The sequence below is a fragment of the Maricaulis sp. genome (assembly GCF_048268525.1).
In the GTDB taxonomy this organism is placed as follows: domain Bacteria; phylum Pseudomonadota; class Alphaproteobacteria; order Caulobacterales; family Maricaulaceae; genus Maricaulis.
The window spans coordinates 1-18,627 of sequence record NZ_JBLWVH010000004.1; the positions used below are offsets into that span (position 1 = coordinate 1).

General features: G+C 61.4%; 19 protein-coding genes and 1 other RNA gene. 7 read left to right on the forward strand and 13 right to left on the reverse strand.

Annotated features, from left to right (window positions below):
• The 4 genes from ACN0X9_RS03140 to ACN0X9_RS03155 form a co-directional block, all read right to left on the reverse strand.
• The coding region (locus ACN0X9_RS03140; protein WP_417486183.1) for a 5-formyltetrahydrofolate cyclo-ligase at positions 1 to 563 on the reverse strand (563 nt) is incomplete at its 3' end.
• A 2-nt stretch (positions 564 to 565) separates the two neighbouring features.
• Positions 566 to 725: non-coding RNA, 6S RNA (gene ssrS, locus ACN0X9_RS03145), on the reverse strand.
• A 34-nt stretch (positions 726 to 759) separates the two neighbouring features.
• Entirely contained in the window at positions 760 to 1,185 is a 426-nt protein-coding gene (locus tag ACN0X9_RS03150; protein ID WP_417486184.1) for a cell division protein ZapA, read from the reverse strand.
• A 4-nt stretch (positions 1,186 to 1,189) separates the two neighbouring features.
• Positions 1,190 to 1,567, reverse strand: a complete 378-nt coding sequence (locus ACN0X9_RS03155; RefSeq protein ID WP_417486185.1) for a DUF4164 family protein — start codon at positions 1,565 to 1,567, stop codon at positions 1,190 to 1,192.
• Between the two features lie 131 nt (positions 1,568 to 1,698).
• Between ACN0X9_RS03155 and ACN0X9_RS03160 the strand changes: the two genes are divergently transcribed.
• Positions 1,699 to 2,286 carry a hypothetical protein gene (locus ACN0X9_RS03160; RefSeq protein ID WP_417486186.1) on the forward strand — a complete coding sequence of 196 codons (588 nt, stop codon included), beginning with the start codon at positions 1,699 to 1,701 and terminating at the stop codon, positions 2,284 to 2,286.
• On the opposite strand, the gene ACN0X9_RS03165 is transcribed toward ACN0X9_RS03160, so the two are convergent.
• Both ACN0X9_RS03165 and ACN0X9_RS03170 read right to left on the reverse strand, forming a co-directional pair.
• Complete coding sequence (locus tag ACN0X9_RS03165; protein WP_417486187.1) at positions 2,283 to 3,314, reverse strand: glycosyltransferase family 2 protein; 1,032 nt, start codon at positions 3,312 to 3,314, stop codon at positions 2,283 to 2,285. The two genes, ACN0X9_RS03160 and ACN0X9_RS03165, sit on opposite strands and share 4 nt — an antisense overlap.
• Positions 3,307 to 3,915 carry a DapH/DapD/GlmU-related protein gene (locus ACN0X9_RS03170; RefSeq protein ID WP_417486188.1) on the reverse strand — a complete coding sequence of 203 codons (609 nt, stop codon included), beginning with the start codon at positions 3,913 to 3,915 and terminating at the stop codon, positions 3,307 to 3,309. The genes ACN0X9_RS03165 and ACN0X9_RS03170 overlap by 8 nt, the downstream gene beginning before the upstream one ends.
• A gap of 173 nt (positions 3,916 to 4,088) precedes the next feature.
• On the opposite strand from ACN0X9_RS03170, the gene ACN0X9_RS03175 reads away from it, so the two are divergent.
• Both ACN0X9_RS03175 and cysQ read left to right on the forward strand, forming a co-directional pair.
• Positions 4,089 to 5,801, forward strand: a complete 1,713-nt coding sequence (locus ACN0X9_RS03175) for an SLC13 family permease (RefSeq protein WP_417486189.1) — start codon at positions 4,089 to 4,091, stop codon at positions 5,799 to 5,801.
• A 22-nt stretch (positions 5,802 to 5,823) separates the two neighbouring features.
• Positions 5,824 to 6,627 carry a 3'(2'),5'-bisphosphate nucleotidase CysQ gene (gene cysQ / locus ACN0X9_RS03180; protein ID WP_417486190.1) on the forward strand — a complete coding sequence of 268 codons (804 nt, stop codon included), beginning with the start codon at positions 5,824 to 5,826 and terminating at the stop codon, positions 6,625 to 6,627.
• A 67-nt stretch (positions 6,628 to 6,694) separates the two neighbouring features.
• Here the strand turns inward: cysQ and cysN are convergent, their stop codons facing one another.
• Together cysN and cysD are read right to left on the reverse strand one after the other, a co-directional pair.
• Complete coding sequence (gene cysN, locus ACN0X9_RS03185; RefSeq protein WP_417486191.1) at positions 6,695 to 8,590, reverse strand: sulfate adenylyltransferase subunit CysN; 1,896 nt, start codon at positions 8,588 to 8,590, stop codon at positions 6,695 to 6,697.
• Positions 8,590 to 9,564 carry a sulfate adenylyltransferase subunit CysD gene (gene cysD, locus ACN0X9_RS03190; protein ID WP_417486192.1) on the reverse strand — a complete coding sequence of 325 codons (975 nt, stop codon included), beginning with the start codon at positions 9,562 to 9,564 and terminating at the stop codon, positions 8,590 to 8,592. Before cysD ends, cysN begins: the two co-directional genes overlap by 1 nt.
• A 227-nt stretch (positions 9,565 to 9,791) precedes the next feature.
• On the opposite strand from cysD, the gene ACN0X9_RS03195 reads away from it, so the two are divergent.
• The 4 genes from ACN0X9_RS03195 to ACN0X9_RS03210 all read left to right on the forward strand — a co-directional run bounded on the left by ACN0X9_RS03195 (position 9,792) and on the right by ACN0X9_RS03210 (position 12,943).
• Entirely contained in the window at positions 9,792 to 10,622 is an 831-nt protein-coding gene (locus ACN0X9_RS03195) for an ABC transporter permease (RefSeq protein ID WP_417486193.1), read from the forward strand.
• A gap of 2 nt (positions 10,623 to 10,624) precedes the next feature.
• On the forward strand, positions 10,625 to 11,401 hold the full coding sequence (locus tag ACN0X9_RS03200; protein WP_417486194.1) for an ABC transporter ATP-binding protein: 777 nt from the start codon (positions 10,625 to 10,627) through the stop codon (positions 11,399 to 11,401).
• A gap of 83 nt (positions 11,402 to 11,484) precedes the next feature.
• On the forward strand, positions 11,485 to 12,261 hold the full coding sequence (locus tag ACN0X9_RS03205; protein WP_417486195.1) for a hypothetical protein: 777 nt from the start codon (positions 11,485 to 11,487) through the stop codon (positions 12,259 to 12,261).
• An 82-nt stretch (positions 12,262 to 12,343) separates the two neighbouring features.
• A complete protein-coding gene (locus tag ACN0X9_RS03210; RefSeq protein WP_417486196.1) occupies positions 12,344 to 12,943 on the forward strand; it encodes a hypothetical protein in 600 nt (199 codons plus the stop codon).
• 41 nt (positions 12,944 to 12,984) lie between these two features.
• Here ACN0X9_RS03210 and ACN0X9_RS03215 read toward each other — a convergent pair whose 3' ends face one another.
• From ACN0X9_RS03215 to ACN0X9_RS03235, 5 genes are read right to left on the reverse strand one after another with little or no spacing between them, the layout of a single operon-like run.
• A complete protein-coding gene (locus ACN0X9_RS03215; RefSeq protein ID WP_417486197.1) occupies positions 12,985 to 13,254 on the reverse strand; it encodes a hypothetical protein in 270 nt (89 codons plus the stop codon).
• A 38-nt stretch (positions 13,255 to 13,292) separates the two neighbouring features.
• Positions 13,293 to 14,603, reverse strand: a complete 1,311-nt coding sequence (locus tag ACN0X9_RS03220; RefSeq protein ID WP_417486198.1) for a lipopolysaccharide biosynthesis protein — start codon at positions 14,601 to 14,603, stop codon at positions 13,293 to 13,295.
• A gap of 19 nt (positions 14,604 to 14,622) precedes the next feature.
• Positions 14,623 to 15,618: a GNAT family N-acetyltransferase gene (locus ACN0X9_RS03225; protein ID WP_417486199.1), complete on the reverse strand. Its 996-nt coding sequence runs from the start codon at positions 15,616 to 15,618 to the stop codon at positions 14,623 to 14,625.
• 38 nt (positions 15,619 to 15,656) lie between these two features.
• A complete protein-coding gene (locus tag ACN0X9_RS03230; protein WP_417486200.1) occupies positions 15,657 to 16,508 on the reverse strand; it encodes a sulfotransferase family protein in 852 nt (283 codons plus the stop codon).
• Positions 16,509 to 16,543: 35 nt separating this feature from the next.
• The gene (locus ACN0X9_RS03235; protein WP_417486201.1) at positions 16,544 to 18,421 is read right to left on the reverse strand and encodes a hypothetical protein; all 1,878 of its coding nucleotides are present in this window, start codon (positions 18,419 to 18,421) and stop codon (positions 16,544 to 16,546) included.
• Between the last annotated feature and the right edge of the window lie 206 nt (positions 18,422 to 18,627).

Here is an 18,627-nt window from a genome sequence, read left to right on the forward strand (position 1 = left end):
GGTATTCCCCCCCCCGGGCTCCCCCCCCCGCCCAACGCCTGCTCATGCCGTCCTGCGGGAATTCCCCCACCCACCTGGCAGTCAAAGGCCAGTCCGACGGCCCGCACGCCTGCCTCAGCGCGCAGCCCGGCTAACGTATAATCATAATATCCCTTGCCGAAACCGAGCCTGTTGCCAGCACGGTCGCAAGCCAGCATCGGCACCAGAACAAGCTCGGGCCGCAAGGCTGGCTGCTCTTCGCGAGGCTCCATCACACCCATGCCCCGACGCTCCAGACCCTCACCCTCTGCCCAGCTCCGAAAAACCAGCGGCTGACCGTGCCCCTGCACAACGGGCAGACACAAGGGATGCTCGAGGTCGCACAGACGCTTCATGAGAGGACGCGGATCGATTTCGCCGGACAATGGCCAATACCCGGCCACAGGAGCACCGGCGGCAGGCAACCAGGCGTCGGGAAAGTTCCGGGCCAGGTCATCTCCGGCCGCAGGCAGGCTTTCGGCCGCCCTGCGGCGCAGCCCGATCATCCGTGACCGCAGGGCCGGCTTGTCTGCGGGAAAAGTCATGTGGCGGCTCCACTTGCGCCGTCAGAGCGTGTTTATCCCCACAAACCCGACAGTGCAGGTGGGCACCACATGAACGGGACCAGGGTCCCAGACAGAGGCAGTTCCCTCGTGGAGGTGTACGGTCCGCAGGATAGACGCTCCAGTCGTACGCAGCAGATAACCGCCACCCCCTATGTGGAGGCGAAACGTCGCAAGCTCAAGCACCAGCTTCCGCAAGAGAGGTGTCAGGCGCAGGCGTGCGATCAGCGCTGCCATGATCACCGCCCTGGGCTTCAAGTGTATCGGCGAAACTTTCCATGCGTTCTGCGAGACGCGTCAGATGCCCGGCCAGCTCACTCCGGGCTTCGGCCTGGAGGCTCGCGGCGCCGTGATTTTCGTGACGCAGACGCTGGGCCTGTCCCTCAAGCTCCGCGATCTTGCGGTCGGACTCCTTGAGGTCATCGACCAGGATCAAGGATGCCATCAACAACAGTCGCAGATCACCGATCTGGCCAACCTGGGCGGATATCTCGCTGACGCGCTTGTCGAGACTGCCAGCGAGTTCCCGCAGATAAGCTTCCTGCCCTTCCTCGCAGCCGATGGTGAAGTCGCGACCATTGAGTTTGACCGTCACGCGAGACATGGGGTCATCCTTCCTCGGTCAGCAGGTCACGCAAATCGGTGATTGCGGTATCCAGGGCGTCAGAGGCGGCCTGGGCCGCGTCCTGCAGGACAGCTTCCCGACCGCGCGCCTGGTCCAGCGCCTCGGCCAGATTGGCGCGATCGACATCCGCATCCCGCGCCTCGACCGCGGCCGCTTCGGCCAGACGGACCCGCTCGCGCATGCTTCGCGCCACGCCCTCGACACGGCTCATCGCGGCATCTAGGCGGACGACAACGGCCTCAAGGGCATCTTCAGGCATGTCGGCGCGCACGTTCATACGTCCAAAATCGGCTGTGTCGCGCCAAAGTTCAAGTTCTTCGTCAACTTCATCCCCTTGGTCATTGACTCCAGTCTGAGTCATGGCACCCAAAAACGGCAGAACCGTGTTGGATCCGCCCGACAACAGACCGGTTACACGCGTTTGACGCTGCCTCCGGACCGGTCCAAAAGAACAGGTCTTCACAATTCGACGCGCAAGGGCGCTGATCCGAGATGCCTTCCCTACCCGACTGGGCTTTTTATCCGACCGCTGCCGCGGTTGTGGCCGCCATGATCGCCGCCGCCACAAGCTTCGGCGATACGAACCATCGGACACCGGAAGAAATCCGCGCCGAAGGCATCACCTTTTCAGGCGACCGATTGCCGATGCTGACGACCGGCAATGGCTTGACTGTCGAATTCCTCTCGGAAGACGGCATCCAGTTCGCCCGCATCATGGCAGCACGCGGGCCGCTGGACGGCATCCAGTCCGCTGGTGCCTTTTTCACCCTGTCCGAAGACGAGATCGAAGCGCTCGAGGGTCATAGGCTGCGAATGACCTATGTCGTCCGGTCGTCCGCCGAGGATGGCGCGGAACAAATGCTGACCAATCTGTTCATTCCCGGCCGCAGCCAGAGCCAATGGGAAACGAACGCGCTCGAACCGGACTTCACCGCCCTGACGGTCGAAATCTCGCCAACGCGATGCGACTGGGAATACGCATATGTCAGCGTTTGGCCGGACTGGAACAATGTGCGCAATCAGGTCGACCTGCAGCGGGTCGACGTGACAGTGCTCGAACCGATCAGCTGCCCGGACTAGTCTCGCTTTGCCTCGAACGCCCGGACTTTCGGCCGCCGCGTGAAGAGGTCGATCGGGTTCCAGTTCATCATGCCGGCAATCTGTAACGCAGAAACCCGACGATCTGCATGGATTCTCTTCCGCTCGGACAGCATCTCGGCCCGGCCGGCCAACGCATCGCCGATGGCCCGGGCGAACACACGCCCCTGTCCGAACCGGAACGCCGAGAGCCACAGGGCCAATGTGGCCAGGACGTGCCCGGGCAGCAAAACCCATAGCAGCCAACCGGGCGTATTCTTCATGAACACCCAGAGCCGGTTGCGGACACCGTGATAGGTGGCAAATTCCGAGCGCCGGCCCGATGATCCATAGCCGACATGATCCACTGCGGCATCGCGCAACTGGACAATGCTGTGGCCCAGCAGCCGGGCCCGGTAGCCAAGGTCAACATCTTCATTGTAGCAGAAAAAGCGGTCGTCAAATCCGCCGAGCGCCTCGAACAGGTCACGCCGGATGAACATGGCTGCACCGCAAGCCGCGAACATTTCACCTTCTTCTGGCAGCGCCGCGACCGGGCGGCCATAACCCGACCGATAGGCGAGGCCGGCCGCGTGGTAGCAATCTCCGCTACCGTCCAGGACACCGGGTGCATCGGCCGCATATTGTGTCGATCCGAAAACCGGGACGCCCTGATAGCGCTGACAGGCGTGTTCGAACTGTTCGATCCAGTCGGGGCGAGCGAACGCATCGGGATTCAACAGAGCCAGCCACTCGCCGCGCGCGCCCGCCGCGAGCCGGTTATTGCCGGTCGCGAAACCGAGATTTTCGTTACTTTCAACGAAGTCGACCGATGCCGGCAGATCGGCGCGGCCAATCCGCTCGTCTGCCGGGGACCCGTTCTCGAGCACCCGGATTTCAAGCGGTTGGCGGGTCTGGCCCCGCAAGGAGCCCAGGCACCGCTCAATTGTCCCGCGACTTCGATAGGCAACAATCAGTACAGAAACCGACGCCGCATCCTCCCGGAGCGTCGCTTCGGATTGATCAGTCAAGGTGCGGACTGTCCTGATCGGGAGCTTCTTCGATGATCACCAGCTGTCCGTCTGTCTCGGCGTACCGTTCACCTGTCCTTGGACATGTCAGGTCCTCGCGAAGCACTTCCCCGGACCGGCTTACCCAGCCAATCTGCCGCGCCGGCACACCCGCCATGAGCGCATGGGCCCTGACATCCTTGGTGACGGTCGCGCCGGCAGCGATGAAGCAATATTCGCCCAGCTCGGTCCTGCCATTGGGGTTGCCACACACGATCGTCGAGTTGGCACCGATCGTCGCACCGCGACGTACGATGGTCTCACCGAATTCAGCCTTGCGCTCGACGAAGCCACGCGGCGTCAGCACATTCGTGAACACGCACGAGGGACCGCAGAACACACCGTCCTCCAGGTGCACGCCCTTGTAGAGCGAAACATTGTTCTGGATCTTGACCTTGTCGCCGATGGTCACGCCCGGTCCGGCCATCACGTTCTGGCCCAGCGAGCAATTCCGACCAATGCGGGTATCCGGCAGGACATGGCTGAAATGCCAGACCTTTGTCCCCTCGCCGACAACCGCCCCGTCATCGACAACCGCTGTTTCATGCTTCCAGAATGCCATTTTCAACCGCCCTCAAATCCTGCGCGAGAGATAGCGAGGAAGGTTTCGACTGGCAAGCAACAAGGTCGAAAACCGGGTGTTGTTGGCCCACCGCGATTGGGCTATGTGAAGCCTCCTTTCCTGCTTGGCGATATGGCCCTGTCTTGATCAATTCTCCTTCGGGCCAAATCCTTTTGGACCTGCTTCTCGGGCTGGGTCTCGCAGCCGGACTGCTGTCGGGCCGCCTGTCTGCCGGGCGGGCCTTCGCGGTTTTCATTCTGGCCGTGATCATGACCGGTCGCCTGCCCCTGACCGACACGCTGGACCTGCTGACCTCTCCCGCAATCATTGCGGTGTCGAGCCTGGTCATTGTGTCGTCAGCGCTCGCAAAACTGCCCTGGTTGCCGCGCATGCTTTTCGGACGCGCCGGCCAAGGCAAGCGAACGACACTGGCCCGTTTTCTCGGGTCCGTTGCTGTCATGTCGGCCGCAACGCCGAATACCGCTGTGGTCGGGGCCGCGCTCGGCCCGGCAACACGCAATGGCACACTGACCCCGCGGGAATGCCTTCTTCCTTTGTCCTACATGGCACTGGCGGGCGGAATGCTGACCCCGTTCGGAACCAGCGCCAGCCTGCTCGTTGTCGCCGAAGCGGCGCGTTCGGGATTGATGCTCGACGTTCTCGATTTCACAAGGCCCGGCCTGGCCGTGGTCGTCGGCGTCTATCTCTGCCTTGTTTTCGTGTCGCCCTATCTCCTCAAGGCCCCGCCTGCCGAGACGAGTGACAATGACGACTTCTATTACCTGCAGGCGCGGGTCGAGAGCGACAGCTCGCTGATCGGCCGGTCGATCGAACAGAACCAGCTTCGCAAGCTCCATCACTTCTTCCTCGCGGAAATTGTCCGTGGCGACCGCACTGTCGCGCCGGTCGCGCCCCAGGAAATCATCCAGCCCGGAGACCGCCTGATTTTTGTCGGGGATGTCGGCAATGTCGACGAGTTGCGGGCCATGCGGGGATTGAGCCTCGACAGCGCGCCGCGCTCGCGGGAGCCCGGCGCCCAGGTCCATGCCGTCATTGCCACCGGGTCGGTTTTGGCGGGGCGGACCTTGCGGGAAATCGATTTCCGCGCTCGCTTCGACGCCTCTGTGGTCGCTGTCCGCCGGGGCGAAAGTCGCCTGTCAGGCAAGCTTGGCGACATTCGCCTGCAGGCCGGCGACGAGCTGGTTCTCGCGGCGGGCAGCGATTTCCGCCACCGCAGCAATATCAAATCGAATCTTCATCTGCTCGACCTCGACAATCCCGGCCTGATCCCCCTGAGCCGACGCGGCTCGGCGATGCTGCTCGGCTGCTTCGGCCTGTTCCTGGTTGGCGCCTTGAGCCAGATGGTCTCCTTCGCCCTCATTTCGCTGTTGCTGGCCGGGCTGGTCGTCCTGGCCGGCTGGGTTCCGCCGCGGGAAGCCCGGCGCGTATTCCCGTTCGAGCTCATCATCGTGCTGTGGGGCGCCATCGTCCTGAGCGAGTTGATCCGCGATTCCGGCGCGGCTGACGTCGCGGCAGACCTGATTGTCACCTATGCCGGCTCGCTGTCACCGATCGCGGCCCTGGCTGCGATATTCCTGATGGCCTGGGTGATGACCGAATTGTTCTCGAACACCTCGGCCGCCCTGACAGCGCTGCCGGTCGCATTCGTGATCGCGGAAAGGCTGGCCCTGCAGCCGGACGCCTTTGTCCTGGCGACGGCGTTCGGGGCCAGTGCGAGCTTCCTGATGCCCTATGGATACCAGACACATCTGATGGTGATGACACCGGGGCGATATGGCCTTGGCCATTTCCTGCGGATGGGCAGCATCGTTTTCCTGGTCTATGCCACGCTGAGTATCACATCCCTTTCAGTCCTGTATCTGTAACCAATTCGCTGCTGGAGTGCCCATGCCCGACCTGACCGACAAGAACGCCATCGCCTTTTCATTTGCCGAACTCTGCAGCGAGGCCGGCGTCGAGATCATGCGGATCTATGACACCGATTTCGAGAACCGGTCGAAAGATGACAATTCACCGGTAACCGATGCCGACGAAGCAGCCGAGGCGATCATCCTGAAAGGTCTCGAGGCCCGGTTTCCCGGTATTCCCGTATTGGCCGAAGAAAGCTTTGCCGCCGGGTTCCGACCGGAAATCGGTGCGGCCTTCATCCTGGTTGATCCGGTCGATGGCACCAAGGAGTTCATCAACAAGAACGGTGAGTTCACGGTGAATATCGCGCTTGTCGAGGACCGCCGGCCGACAGCCGGTTGCGTGTTCGCCCCCGCCCGCGAGCGCATCTATATCGGCGGAACAGACGCGTGGGCAGGCGGCCACCGTGCTGGCGAACCGGTGCGTCTGGACAGTCTGGAGAAAATCCGGACGCGGCCCCGCCCGCAAGCCGGGATGACCGCCGTGATGAGCCGGTCACATGCGGACGCCGACACCCTGGCCTTCGCCGAAGCGCGCGGTGTCTCGGACCGGATTTCGGCCGGATCCTCGTTGAAGTTCTGCCTGGTGGCAGAGGGGCGGGCAGATGTTTACCCGCGCTTCGGACCGACAAAGGAATGGGATACCGGCGCAGGCCATGCCGTGCTCAATGCCGCAGGCGGGGCCGTTACCACACCGGACGGCGCCCCGTTCCTCTACGCCAAGGAAGCGACCGAGTATCTCAACGGTGCCTTTGTCGCCTGGGGCCGCCCGGAAACGGCCTGATCATATCGGGCAGAGACGGGCGGGGCCTGCCAGTGCAGCCCTGCCCGTCTCCGTCGATGCTTCGTGATCAGCCCAGACGTCCCCGCTCCCGCAGGTGGGCGATCACCTGGTCGGCAGCCTCTTCGGCGGACAGCTTGGACGTGTCGAGACGGATTTCCGGTGCTTCCGGCTCTTCGTACGGACTGTCCAGCCCGGTGAAATTCTTGATCTCACCAGCCTGGGCCTTCTTGTAGAGGCCTTTCACGTCGCGCTCCATGCAGACATCGAGCGGCGTGTCGACGAACACTTCAACGAATTCACCATCATCGACCAGCTCGCGCACCATGCGGCGCTCGGACCGGAAGGGTGAGATGAACGAACACGTCACCAGCAAGCCGGCATCGACGAACAGTTTTCCGACTTCACCGATGCGCCGGATATTCTCGACGCGGTCTTCGTCGGTGAATCCCAGATCGCGGTTCAGGCCATGGCGGACATTGTCACCATCAAGCGAGTAGGTGTGCAGGCCGGCTTCGGCCAGCTTGCGCTCGACAATATTGGCGACCGTTGACTTGCCGGCACCGGACAGGCCGGTGAACCACAGCAGGGTCGGTTTCTGGCCCTTGATCTGCGACCGGCGCTCCTTGCTGACATCCATCGCCTGGGTATGGATGTTGGACGCCCGGCGCAGTCCGAACTCGATCATCCCGCCGCCGACCGTCTGGTTCGTGAACCGGTCGATCAGAATGAAGGAGCCCGTGTCCCGGACCTCACGGAAGGGGTCGAACGCGATCGGGCGGGCCGTCGACACGTTGCAAAAGCCGATGCCGTTCATTTCCAGCTTGCGGCTTGGCTGCTTCTCGTAGGTGTTGATGTCCACGCGATGCTTGAGCGTAGTGATCGTCGCCGGGGTCGTCGCGGTGCCGATCTTGAGCAGGTAGGACCGGCCTGGCAGCAGATCGTCATTGGCCATCCAGAGAATTTCGGCGGCAAATTGATCCGACACTTCCGGTCGTTGCTCAGCCGAGGCGAGAACGTCTCCGCGTGAAATATCGATTTCCTGGTTCAGTACCAGGGTCACCGCATCGCCGGCCCCGGCTGTCTCGAGATCCCCGTCCGCGGTCACGATGCGCGAAACATTCGCCGCCAGCCCGGACTGCGCGACCACGATCGCGTCGCCGACGCTGACCTTGCCCGACACAATCATTCCCGAGTAGCCGCGGAAATTGAGATTGGGCCGATTGACCCACTGCACGGGCATGCGGAACGGTTCGTTGCGAAGCTCGGTGTCGAGGTCGAGGTCTTCCAGATACTCCAGCAATGTCGGACCGGTGTGCCAGTTCATGGCGTCGCTGCGCCGGGTCACATTGTCCCCGAAGCGGGCCGACATCGGGATCGGCGTGATGGACTCGAAACCCAGGGATTCCGCGCTCTTGAGGTATTCCGCAACGATCTCGTGGAACCGGCCGCGCGAATTGTCCGCCAGGTCCATCTTGTTCACGGCCAGCACGATGTGCCGGATGCCCATCATGCGCGCAATGTAGGTGTGACGGAGCGTCTGCACGAGCACACCCTTGCGGGCATCGATCAGGATGACCGCGACATCCGCGGTCGACGCGCCGGTCGCCATGTTGCGCGTATACTGCTCATGTCCCGGCGTGTCAGCGACGACGAACTTGCGTTTCTCTGTCGCGAAAAAGCGGTAGGCGACATCAATCGTGATGCCCTGTTCCCGCTCGGCCTCGAGCCCGTCCAGCAGCAACGCAAAATCGATCTCGTCGCCAGCCGTCCCGTGCTTGCGGCTGTCGCGCTCCAGCACATTGAGCTGATCTTCAAACAACAGTTTGGAATCATAGAGAAGACGGCCGATCAATGTCGACTTGCCGTCATCCACGGACCCGCAGGTGAGAAAACGGAGAACGCCACGACCGCCGGAATGGGTCAGCCGCTCAATGACTTCGTCGCGCTTGGCTTCAATGTTCATCAGAAATACCCCTCGCGCTTTTTCTTCTCCATCGACCCGGCCTCGTCATGGTCGATCAACCGTCCAGACCGTTCCGATGTCCGGGCGGTCAGCATCTCCAGGACGATCTCTTCGAGCGACTGCGCTGTCGACTCGATGGCGCCGGTCAGCGGATAGCAACCCAGCGTCCGGAAACGCACCATCTTGAGTTCGGGTGTCTCACCGTCCTTGAGCGGCAGCCGGTCATCATCGACCATGATCAGCTGGCCGTCGCGCTCGACCACCGGACGGTGTCCGGCGAGGTAGAGCGGCACGATCGGAATGTCCTGCTCAAGGATGTACTGCCAGATGTCCAGCTCGGTCCAGTTCGAGAGGGGGAAGACGCGGATCGACTCGCCCTGCTTGATCTTGGTGTTGTAGTTGCGCCAGAGCTCGGGTCTCTGGTTTTTCGGATCCCAGCCGTGATTGGTGTCGCGGAACGAGAAAATGCGTTCCTTGGCCCGCGACTTTTCCTCATCGCGGCGGGCACCGCCAAATGCGGCATCGTATTTGTGCCGGTTCATGGCGCTGCGCAGGGCCTCGGTCTTGAGCACCTGTGTATGCAGTTGCGAGCCACTGTCCCACGGATTGACGCCCCGCGCGATCGCGTCCTCGTTGACCTCAACGCGGATCTCAAGTCCCAGCTCTTCGGCCAGCGCATCACGGAAGGTGATCATGTCGCCGAATTTGAAGGTCGTATCGACATGCTGCAGCGGGAAGGGTGGCTTGGCCGGGTAAAACGCCTTCAGCGCCAGGTGCAGCATTACCGCGCTGTCCTTGCCGATCGAATACAGCATCACAGGGCGCTCGAATTCAGCCGCCACTTCGCGAATGATATGGATGCTTTCCGCCTCAAGCGCCTTGAGGTGGGCGGACAGCTTCCTGTCCACCGGTTTCTTGCTGTCGCCCGCGAACCGGGCCGCGTACGCTTTGACATTTTCCTGAATGCTGGACATTACTTTGAGGCCGTATCCGATCTACCAATGAGAGCTAGCTTGGTCCTATCGCCCTGTGCGAGGGACGCAAGGGCTAATTGTGCCTGCCCCTGCATATTTTCAACTGACAGTGATCCAAGGAGCAACCGGCTTCTCTTCGCTGCGGACGGCTCGGGTGCTCGCAGCTTATGATTTGCACGGAGGCCGCCGGCACGTTATCTGGGCAGCGCTTGTTACCGGACGGCTTAATGTTCAATCTGCCTCAGTTGATGGTCGGGTCAAACCGATACCCGCGCACGGGTGTCCATGACGCGCTGGCGTCCGCCCTGTCCTGGCGTCTCTGGCTGCTGCTGGGCATCCGGGAAGTGAACTCACATTATCAACGCGCTTTCATCGGCCCGGCCTGGCTGACGGTTCACGCAGGCGTCTGGATTGCCGCAGTCACCTTCATTTTCGGCTACGTGATCGGGCTGGGCGAGAGCACGACCTCCTACGCGGCTCATGTCGCGGTCGGCATCGTGATGTTTCACTTCATCACGAATATTGTCGCCGGAAGCAGCGAGGTTTTCATCAAATCCCGCATCATGATCCACAGCCATCCGAACCCGTTGCTGATCCATCCAATGCGTCTTGCGGCCTCGGCCGTCTACGAGATGGCGCTGCAGCTGCCTGTCGTGATCGCGGTTTTCGTGGTGTTTCATACAAGCCTGTCGGCGACAGCCTGGCTCGCCATTCCGGGCCTGATGATGAACTTCATGATGGGCGTCGCGGTGGCCCTTCTCTTCGCGCTGGCAGGAGCGAGGTTTGGTGACTTCCGCTTCGTGACGCTGGCAGCGATGCGGCTGGCCCTGTTCATTACGCCGGTTTTCTGGCCCGCGGATCGACTGGGCCCGGATACGCGCTTCATCGCAGACGCCAATCCCCTCACCCATTTCATCGCCATCGTTCGCGACCCGTTGCTCGGCGAGCCCGCCTCGATGCTTGCCTGGATCACCGTCCTGGCCTGGTTCGGCCTTTGCGCGATCATTGGCGGCGTCTGGTTCGCCTCCGCCCGTCGCACCATTCCAATGTGGGTCTGACCATGGTCGTTGATGTCAAAGTGGACGGCGCCTCGGTCTATTTCCCCCAGCGCCGACAGAAGGTCCGCCGCCGGATGCTGTCCGGCAACCGGGTCGGCGGCGATGTTGTGGAATACCGCAACAGGCCCCATGTCGCGGCCCTGCAGGGGATCGATCTGAACCTTGAGGCCGGATGCCGGGTCGGCCTCGTCGGTCACAACGGCGGCGGCAAGACAACACTCCTGCGTACCATCGCGGGCGTATACACGCCGACCGAAGGTGATGCGACGGTGCGCGGGCGCGTGTCGACATTGTTCTCAAACGCTGTAGCCCTCAGCGAGTATGACACCGGACGGGCCAATCTCGAGCTTGCGGGCCTGCTGAACGGCCTGTCGGCCAGAGAAGTCCGACAGACCCTGCCGGAAGCTGTCGAACTCGCCGGACTGGCGGCCTATGTCGATGACCCGATCGTGTCCTATTCGGAGGGCATGAAGACCAGGCTCGGATTTGCGATGGCGGTCCTGACGAAGCCCGACATTCTGCTGATCGATGAAATCCTGAATGCATCGGACTGGGCTTTCCTTGACCAGATCCGGAGCAACATCACCGCGCTCAACAGCCCTGACCACATCCTGGTCATCGCGTCCCATTCTCGTGAACTCCTTCGGCATCTCTGTGACGAGGCGATCGAACTCGAACGGGGCCGGATCAAGCGTCGCGGGACCGTCGAAGCGGTTTTCTCGGCGATGGACGACGACCGGGCCAAGGTCGCGGAGTGGACCGACGAGCCCGCAAAATGACACTTCAATTCCGAACCGCGGGCTGCAACAATCCCGGTGCAATGCCCGTCCCTTCCAACGCCTGACAGTCGTGGACCAGAATCATGCGCGATTTTACGCTCGACGCCTATCTTGAGGTCATCGACCTCTTGCGGCGCAAGGACTATCCCTTCTTCGGAATCGCCGACTGGATGGCGGCCAATCCGGCGCGAGGCGCGCTGCTGCGTCATGACGTCGACCGGAAACCGGCGAACGCGCTCGAGATGGCGCAGGCCGAGGCTGACCGGGGGATCCGCGCCACCTATTATTTCCGGATTCTGGACATGTCGTTCGACCCGGCGATCATTCGGAAGATCGCCGAGCTGGGGCACGAGATCGGCTATCACTACGAAGACCTGAGCCTCGCCGGCGGCGATCATGACAAGGCCATGACGATGTTCACCGGGCACCTGGCGCGACTTCGGGAGCTGGCACCGATCACCACCATTGCGATGCATGGACGCCCGTTTTCGGCGTACAACAGCCAAGCGCTCTGGGACCGGGAGGCACTGTCCGACTACGGGTTGATCGCGGAAGCCTTCCGCACGGTCGACTACTCGGGAACATTCTATTTCACAGACACGGGGCGCCGCTGGGATGCCGGTCGCACCAATTTGCGTGACCGCCCCAAAGTCGCCCTCTTCCCTGACGAGGCTGTGCCCGACACACCCGCACTCAAGTCCTGGATTGAAAGAAACGAACCGGATCGGATATCGATCTCCGCCCATCCGGAGCGATGGGATGCCCACGCCGGCAATTGGTATGCACAGATGAGCAAGGACCGCCTGATCAATCTCGCCAAGGAAATCCTGGTCCGGGTCCGCCCACCCAAGCCGGTCTGACCGGGCACCGCCGCTGATATACCTTCAAACGACGCAACAACCCCGCCTTCCGTCCCGGAGAGGCCAAAGAGGAGAGCCCCACATGACGCCCAGATTGCTTGCCTTGATTGCTGCCACCGGACTGGCCGCCTGTTCCGACGGTCAGCCGGCCGAAACGACGACCGTGACCGAACCGGTTGAGACACCGGCGACCGCTGCCGAGGTCTTTGCCGAGCGCTTTGATCTGGCATCCGCCGATCATGTGGTCCTGTTCACCGACAGGGAAACACGCGACGCCATGTCGCTCCCGGACGAATTCACCTTCGAATATCTCGATGACGGCGATGTCGGCCGGGTTGCGGTCAGGGGTTTTCGCGAGTCACCGGCTCCACACGGACGCACCCAGGGCATCAGCCTGCGACTGCCCGAACAGATCGAGCAGTCGGTCAGCGGTCATCCGATCGAGGTCACAGTGATTGCCCGCAGCGCCGCACCAGGCACCATCTATCGCGTCGCCTACTCGACCAATGATGTCGGGAATTCCGGGTGGCGCGAGCTGTCCGCGGGCGCCGACTGGTCTGCTGAAACCTTCCGCTTCAATGTCCGGCCGATCGAGGCGGGCGGCGACGACTTCATTGGCGTGCTGCCGCCGGCCAGCGGGGCCGTCGAAATCGCGGCCATCACGATCAAGCTGGCGGACTGAGGCAAGGCTGCCGACCTCACGATCCGGGGTCGGCAGCCTTCCTAGATAAGCGCGCCGATCAGCGGTCGCAGCAGCCAGTGCAGAATGGTTGATACCACGCCCGCGATGATGCCACCGCCGGCATAGGTCACGATCGTCAGATACTCCCCGTCGCGAAGTGCCTGGGTTGCCGCCTGCCGATTGAAGGCCAGGGCGAAAAACGCACCGGCCAGTGCCAGCAGCGGTGTCGAGTTGAGGAAGAACGCCAGCACCAAAGTGGCCGGCAATCCGGCGGCGAAGCCAAGATTCACCGGCTTCTTGATTTCGTCCATTTTCGCCCCCTTTTGGGTCTGTCAGACCCGATCATGTCTCAGAACACGATGCGCACACCGAGTACGCGACGCGCCAATACCACAAGCATTATGGATGAGACAACAAAACTGCCGCCCGTCGACAGGGCTGCGCCGAGCAAGCCCATTCCCGGAATCAAGGCGATGTTCAGGACACAATTGGCGAGCAGTACCGTCGCCATGTAACCGGTATGAACCGATGGTTTGTGCGCCTGGGAAAACGTCTGATTGAACATGAGAAACGGCGCGGCAATCCCCATCATCGCAAGCAGCACGAATAGCGGTGTCCGGGCGACGTAATAGATTGGATCGCCAAGGAACCAGTCGACAAAGAACGGGTAGAGCAACCAGCCAAGGCCCGCCCCGACGAGGAACACCGGTGCCCCGCCGAGGAAAATCATTCGGCTGAGCTTCAGGATGCGATCTCGCTCGCCATCACGAATATGGCGGGCAATCAACGGATTGATATTGTTCCGCACGACGAAAATCGCCTGCATCACACCTTCCTGGATCAACACGGCCATGGTGTAGATTCCGGTCTGCGCCGCGCCGGCCATATATCCCAGCACCAGCACGGAGATACGTGAATTGAGCTCCAGGATGGCGCCGCTCAGGAACACCCGGGCGCCAAAAGACAGATGGCGCCGGATCCAGACCCGGTCGAGGGCCATGCGCTTGAGGCCCACCGCCCGGATCGCGGCGACGCCGAGGACCGGCAACAAGGCCAGCTCGGCAATGGTCAGGCTCAGCGTGATGTAGGCACCCGGCGCGTCGGTCAGGGCCAGAACCACAAGTGCGGCAATCATGAAAATGTATCGCAGCGATTGCATCACCGCGAACACGCGCATCTGGCGGGCACCATTGATGACGGCGTACAGAACCTTGTTGACCGCAAAACCCCACAGGCCCGGCAGCATGACCAGCCAGGCCGTTACAAAACCGTCGATCTGGTAGACCTGCGCCAGGACCGGTGTCAGGACCAGCCCGGCGAGCGTCGCCACCGTTGTCGAGATCGCGACCACCACCACCGCGTGGAACGCGCCCGAAATCGCCCGGTCCTGGTCGTCATGGGCGAATTCGGACACCGATTGCAGCGCCGAGAGATGGAAGCCGAATACCCCGAACTGCGACAGCGCGATGTAGAGCGCGAAGCAGATATTGAACAGGCCAAGGACGGTTTCATCATAAACCCGCGCAATGATGATGTTCATCACCACGCCCGCCGCCGCGAGGAAGACAAGGCTTCCCATGTTCCAGACCATGCCCGACATCAGCCGGGTCGGCGGCGGGGTTATCGCAGTGGAGGCGGGTTTGTTTTCTGGATCCGACATGGCTGGCCTCTTGTGACGATCAGGCTGCCAGCTTCAAGATCATCGGGGAAACGAGCTGGAACAGCGGCATGGGCATGCGTTTCAGCACGGAGGACGCGAGCTTGACGGCTGCTGATTCACGTTCCACCCCACCGCCTTCTCCACCGAGGGTGATATAGGGCAGATCGACGCTGACCCCGCCCCACTTTTCCTTGTACTGGACCAGGTTCGGCTGGCTTTTCGGTGAGGTGCCGAAGTCCACCTTGCGGCATCCGCGGGCAAACGCCGCCTCGATCGCGTCCCACATGACCAGCTGATTGACGCCATCCTGCCAGATATCCCGCCGGTCCAGCGACGCGCCGTATCCATAAATGGTCGTTTCGCCATCATCTAAGAAGATGATCGAAGCAACAGCTTCGCCATCGGCATTGATTGCGGTGTGCATGTGGAAGTCCGCCCCCATCTGGCGGGCCATCTCGGGGAAGAACGACTTGGGAAATGTCGGCGAACCCTGCCGCCGCCTGGTCTCCGCCTGCATCGACGTGAAGGCATCAAGGCAGGCCGGCGAGGCCTCACGGGACAACGCATAGTTCGACTTCTGGGCCTTCTTGATCTTGCGCTGGATGCTCGACTTGTTGAAGCCCTTGAACACCGTGTCGACATCGGCCGCGGCGCTCATGTCGAGAACCGTCATCACACGTCCGTCCACACGGGCACCATCATGGCCGTCGCCGGCTCCGTGGACCTGAACCGGCAGCACGCCGGCGGGCCAATCCGAAGGCGTTCCGAGCGGCTCGACATGATGGGAAAGGGGCAGGGCAATCCGCGCTTTTTTCAGACTCGTACCCATTTTCGACACCACCGGCAGGAAAAAGGTGACCTGCCCGTCCGGTCCGCGACCGATGACGGCACCGACCGGCCAGCCGAACACGCTTTCCAGAAAGTCGTGCCAGGGCTTCAGATGGTAAACCCGCGCACCTGGCATTGCAGCCACGGCCTGGTAAGTGGCCTCATCGATCTGCTTGACGTAGTCCATGCCTGTCCCCCGCCCGGTCGCCCCGGGCCCTGCCCGTATCAGCCGGGCTTTTTCATGATTTCCGGAATTGGAATACTGGTTCTCTCAACCGAAACCCCGGTGTCTCTTGTGTAGGCGTCCGCAAGCCCTTGCAGCATCGTCCGTGGATCTGCAATGAAATCCTCGTAGCGGACGTCAAAGGCCGTGCGGCCAGCGGCTGCCAGATCGGTGTCGATCTGCTCTTGCACCGCATCATACTGCCATCGCGTCTGCTCGATCGGCTCCGCCGACACAACAGCATCCGCTCCGTCAGGACGAACACCAGCCCACTGCTGTTCGCCCCCCACACTGCGGCGCATTTTCAGGATTGACCGTGCGGTCGTCTCCCGGTCGCGGTGCGTCCTGACCACCCATGCATCGGGCAGGGCCCGGAAAATTGTCGGCAGGCGGATCGCGTTGACCGTGTTCTTGCAAAGATAGGGCACGCCACTCGCCACCGACATGTGCCGGATGGCCCGCCCGAACGAGTCGACCCGACGTTCATCGTCGAGGAAATAGCGCATCAGCGGCCCTGCTTCGGAGGCGCCCCACAAACCCGGGACATAGCCGAAATCACTTGAGTCGCCGTGAGAGCGCTCCCGGTCCTTGAACCGCCTGCTGATCGCGTGCGCCATGCAGGGCAGGCTGAACAATGCCGCATCGACATTGCCGGGATAGGTAAAACGAAAATGCGTCAGCAATCGCTGATACAGGATCGTCGTTCCGGTTCTGGGCGGACCGACAATGAAGATCGGCGGCAGCGCCGGGGCAGCCCGGGTGGATTTCGCCAGTTGCCGGTCTAGCGCCGTCAGAGGCCAGAGCCTGGGCATCACAACCTGGCAGGTGTCCGAAATAATGCCCAGGACGCTCATGGAAGTACGCTTTCGCTCTCGTCCGGCAGAAACAACTAGTAGAGTTTTTCGATCGAGTTGATGGCAAACATGGCCCGGTCGAAATCGAAACCGATCACATGCGCATACTCCCGGATCGACTCATAACGCGGAGCGTTCTCCACCTCGGCCATCTTCAGCGCCGTTGCGCGATCAAGCTGACCGTCGCGGATCTGGTTGGAGCGGAAGGTGTCGATCTCCGAGAAGCCGGCGACGGTGTAGTAGATATAGTTGTAGAATGCGGCCGTCCCGTCACCGACGCGCCAGGTGCTTTCGGTGTCCGATGCCGTCTCCCAGCCATAGCGGTTTTTCAGGGTGTCGTTGATCTCGTCCTCATTCCACTCGATGTAGTCATAGAGCCAGACGAAATCGTGTTTCTGGAAGTAGGATGACCAGAAGCCCGTACCGGTATCGACCAAGGATGAATTCCAGTAGCCGGGATTCTTGCCCATGTGCCACGCGAAGTAGCCGATATAGCGCGCCTTCTTGAGGATCGACATATCGTAGGGACGCCACGACTTGCCTTCCCCATAGCCCTTGCTGTGAACGCCACAAAAGCCGGACTTGAAGTCGGTTTTTTCGAACCGGTTACCACAAGTGATCACAAGATCGATATTTCTCTCTTTGCGCAACTTGTTGTAATAATAGAAGTACATCTTGTCGCCGGCCATGAACAACGGAATGATGCCGAGGTTCGGATCACGCAGCCAAGCGTTTACGTTTTCGCGAATGTAGCGGCGCTTCTGCTGGATATCCGCGGATACAAGCAGATGCTCGACGCCCATGTCATAGGTCATCCGTGAGGTGTTGCGGCGCGCCAGATCGGTCACCAACGCCCAGTCATAGGTATAGGCGACCGTGTTGAGACCAAGCTCATTCACCGCGTAGTGCAATCCGAAACAACTATCCCGGCCACCCGACACTCCCATCAGGAGTTCCGGCGTCCCGTCCTTGCGGCGATAAGGCTCGACAGCCTCATGCAGGGCGTCCAGCCCCTTGACCTTGAACGGCACATGATCACGGCAGGTGCTGCACACGCCGTTCTCGTCAAATGTGATGCCCGGCAGGGTCTCGGGTAGGATACACTTGGTGCAGCGACGCAGATTGCGGCGGCGATCGGCCGCTTCCTCATGCTGGTCGATGATCTTGGCGCTTGCGCGCTGGGCCGACGTCGAAACCTGGACGACCGGCTCGGATGCCTTGAGATCAAAGATGACCGGCGCGGACTCGGCATCAACGAAGCAAGCTTCGAACGGCTTGAAGCGCTTCAGCGGGACGCCCTCAAACGCCTTGCGGACGTAGGCATTCTTCTCGCGCAGCTCTTCAAGGAAACGGCTTTCCGATGCGCAGATGAAGATGCCGTCGCCACCGTCAAACGCGTAGAGTGAACCGAAATTCGTTCCGCACAACAATCCCTGGGCATCGTCGCGCAGCATCACGGTCGTCGCCTGGCCCTCGAGCTCCGCATAGACCGAGCGATAGGCATCAAAGACGTCGCTGCCCTTTTCGCGCGCCGCGTCGAACAGGTAGGGGATCAATGTCGAGTCGAGCTGCGACTTGGGTCGATCAAGCTCCGGGTGCTTGGCCCAGACAGCCTCGTCATTGACGATGATACCATTGTGCACCGCAACCGAATTGGGGCCGACGGTCGGCAGATTGTTGGAGTTGATACCCTGATTGCCATTGGTCACCAGCCGGGCATGGCCGATCACGGAGACCGGGCCGTCTATGGTGCCGTCAGGTCGCGACTTCGTAGCCGAGGCGCGACCGTAAAAGTCGTTGAATTCCTTGAATTTTATCAGCTTGTTGGCATTCATCGCCTTTTTGTAGACGAACACTGCGTCGTCGGCATGGAATGCGAGCCCGGACGCTTCCTTGCCGCGTGACGACGACAAGCGGAACAAATCATCGACCACCCCGCGAAGCTCGGCCGACGTGATTGACCGGTCTCCCCAGATGGAAACCCCAAAAATACCGCACATAGTGGACGTCCCTGACAGAAAGCTAGATTGGACTCGCCACAACCCCGACGATCAGGCTTCAGCACCTTGAAATCATGATTGGTGGCACGAGCTTGAGTCGTCTTAATGAAACCCAATGA

What these genes read in the sequence shown, in the direction of transcription:
- ACN0X9_RS03150 (WP_417486184.1), bottom strand. Translation starts at nt 1,185, where the DNA reads ATGTCTCGCGTGACGGTCAAACTCAATGGTCGCGACTTCACCATCGGC.
- ACN0X9_RS03155 (WP_417486185.1), bottom strand. Translation starts at nt 1,567, where the DNA reads ATGACTCAGACTGGAGTCAATGACCAAGGGGATGAAGTTGACGAAGAA.
- ACN0X9_RS03160 (WP_417486186.1), top strand. Translation starts at nt 1,699, where the DNA reads ATGCCTTCCCTACCCGACTGGGCTTTTTATCCGACCGCTGCCGCGGTT.
- ACN0X9_RS03170 (WP_417486188.1), bottom strand. Translation starts at nt 3,915, where the DNA reads ATGGCATTCTGGAAGCATGAAACAGCGGTTGTCGATGACGGGGCGGTT.
- cysQ (WP_417486190.1), top strand. Translation starts at nt 5,824, where the DNA reads ATGCCCGACCTGACCGACAAGAACGCCATCGCCTTTTCATTTGCCGAA.
- cysN (WP_417486191.1), bottom strand. Translation starts at nt 8,590, where the DNA reads ATGAACATTGAAGCCAAGCGCGACGAAGTCATTGAGCGGCTGACCCAT.
- cysD (WP_417486192.1), bottom strand. Translation starts at nt 9,564, where the DNA reads ATGTCCAGCATTCAGGAAAATGTCAAAGCGTACGCGGCCCGGTTCGCG.
- ACN0X9_RS03195 (WP_417486193.1), top strand. Translation starts at nt 9,792, where the DNA reads ATGTTCAATCTGCCTCAGTTGATGGTCGGGTCAAACCGATACCCGCGC.
- ACN0X9_RS03200 (WP_417486194.1), top strand. Translation starts at nt 10,625, where the DNA reads ATGGTCGTTGATGTCAAAGTGGACGGCGCCTCGGTCTATTTCCCCCAG.
- ACN0X9_RS03205 (WP_417486195.1), top strand. Translation starts at nt 11,485, where the DNA reads ATGCGCGATTTTACGCTCGACGCCTATCTTGAGGTCATCGACCTCTTG.
- ACN0X9_RS03210 (WP_417486196.1), top strand. Translation starts at nt 12,344, where the DNA reads ATGACGCCCAGATTGCTTGCCTTGATTGCTGCCACCGGACTGGCCGCC.
- ACN0X9_RS03215 (WP_417486197.1), bottom strand. Translation starts at nt 13,254, where the DNA reads ATGGACGAAATCAAGAAGCCGGTGAATCTTGGCTTCGCCGCCGGATTG.
- ACN0X9_RS03220 (WP_417486198.1), bottom strand. Translation starts at nt 14,603, where the DNA reads ATGTCGGATCCAGAAAACAAACCCGCCTCCACTGCGATAACCCCGCCG.
- ACN0X9_RS03225 (WP_417486199.1), bottom strand. Translation starts at nt 15,618, where the DNA reads ATGGACTACGTCAAGCAGATCGATGAGGCCACTTACCAGGCCGTGGCT.
- ACN0X9_RS03230 (WP_417486200.1), bottom strand. Translation starts at nt 16,508, where the DNA reads ATGAGCGTCCTGGGCATTATTTCGGACACCTGCCAGGTTGTGATGCCC.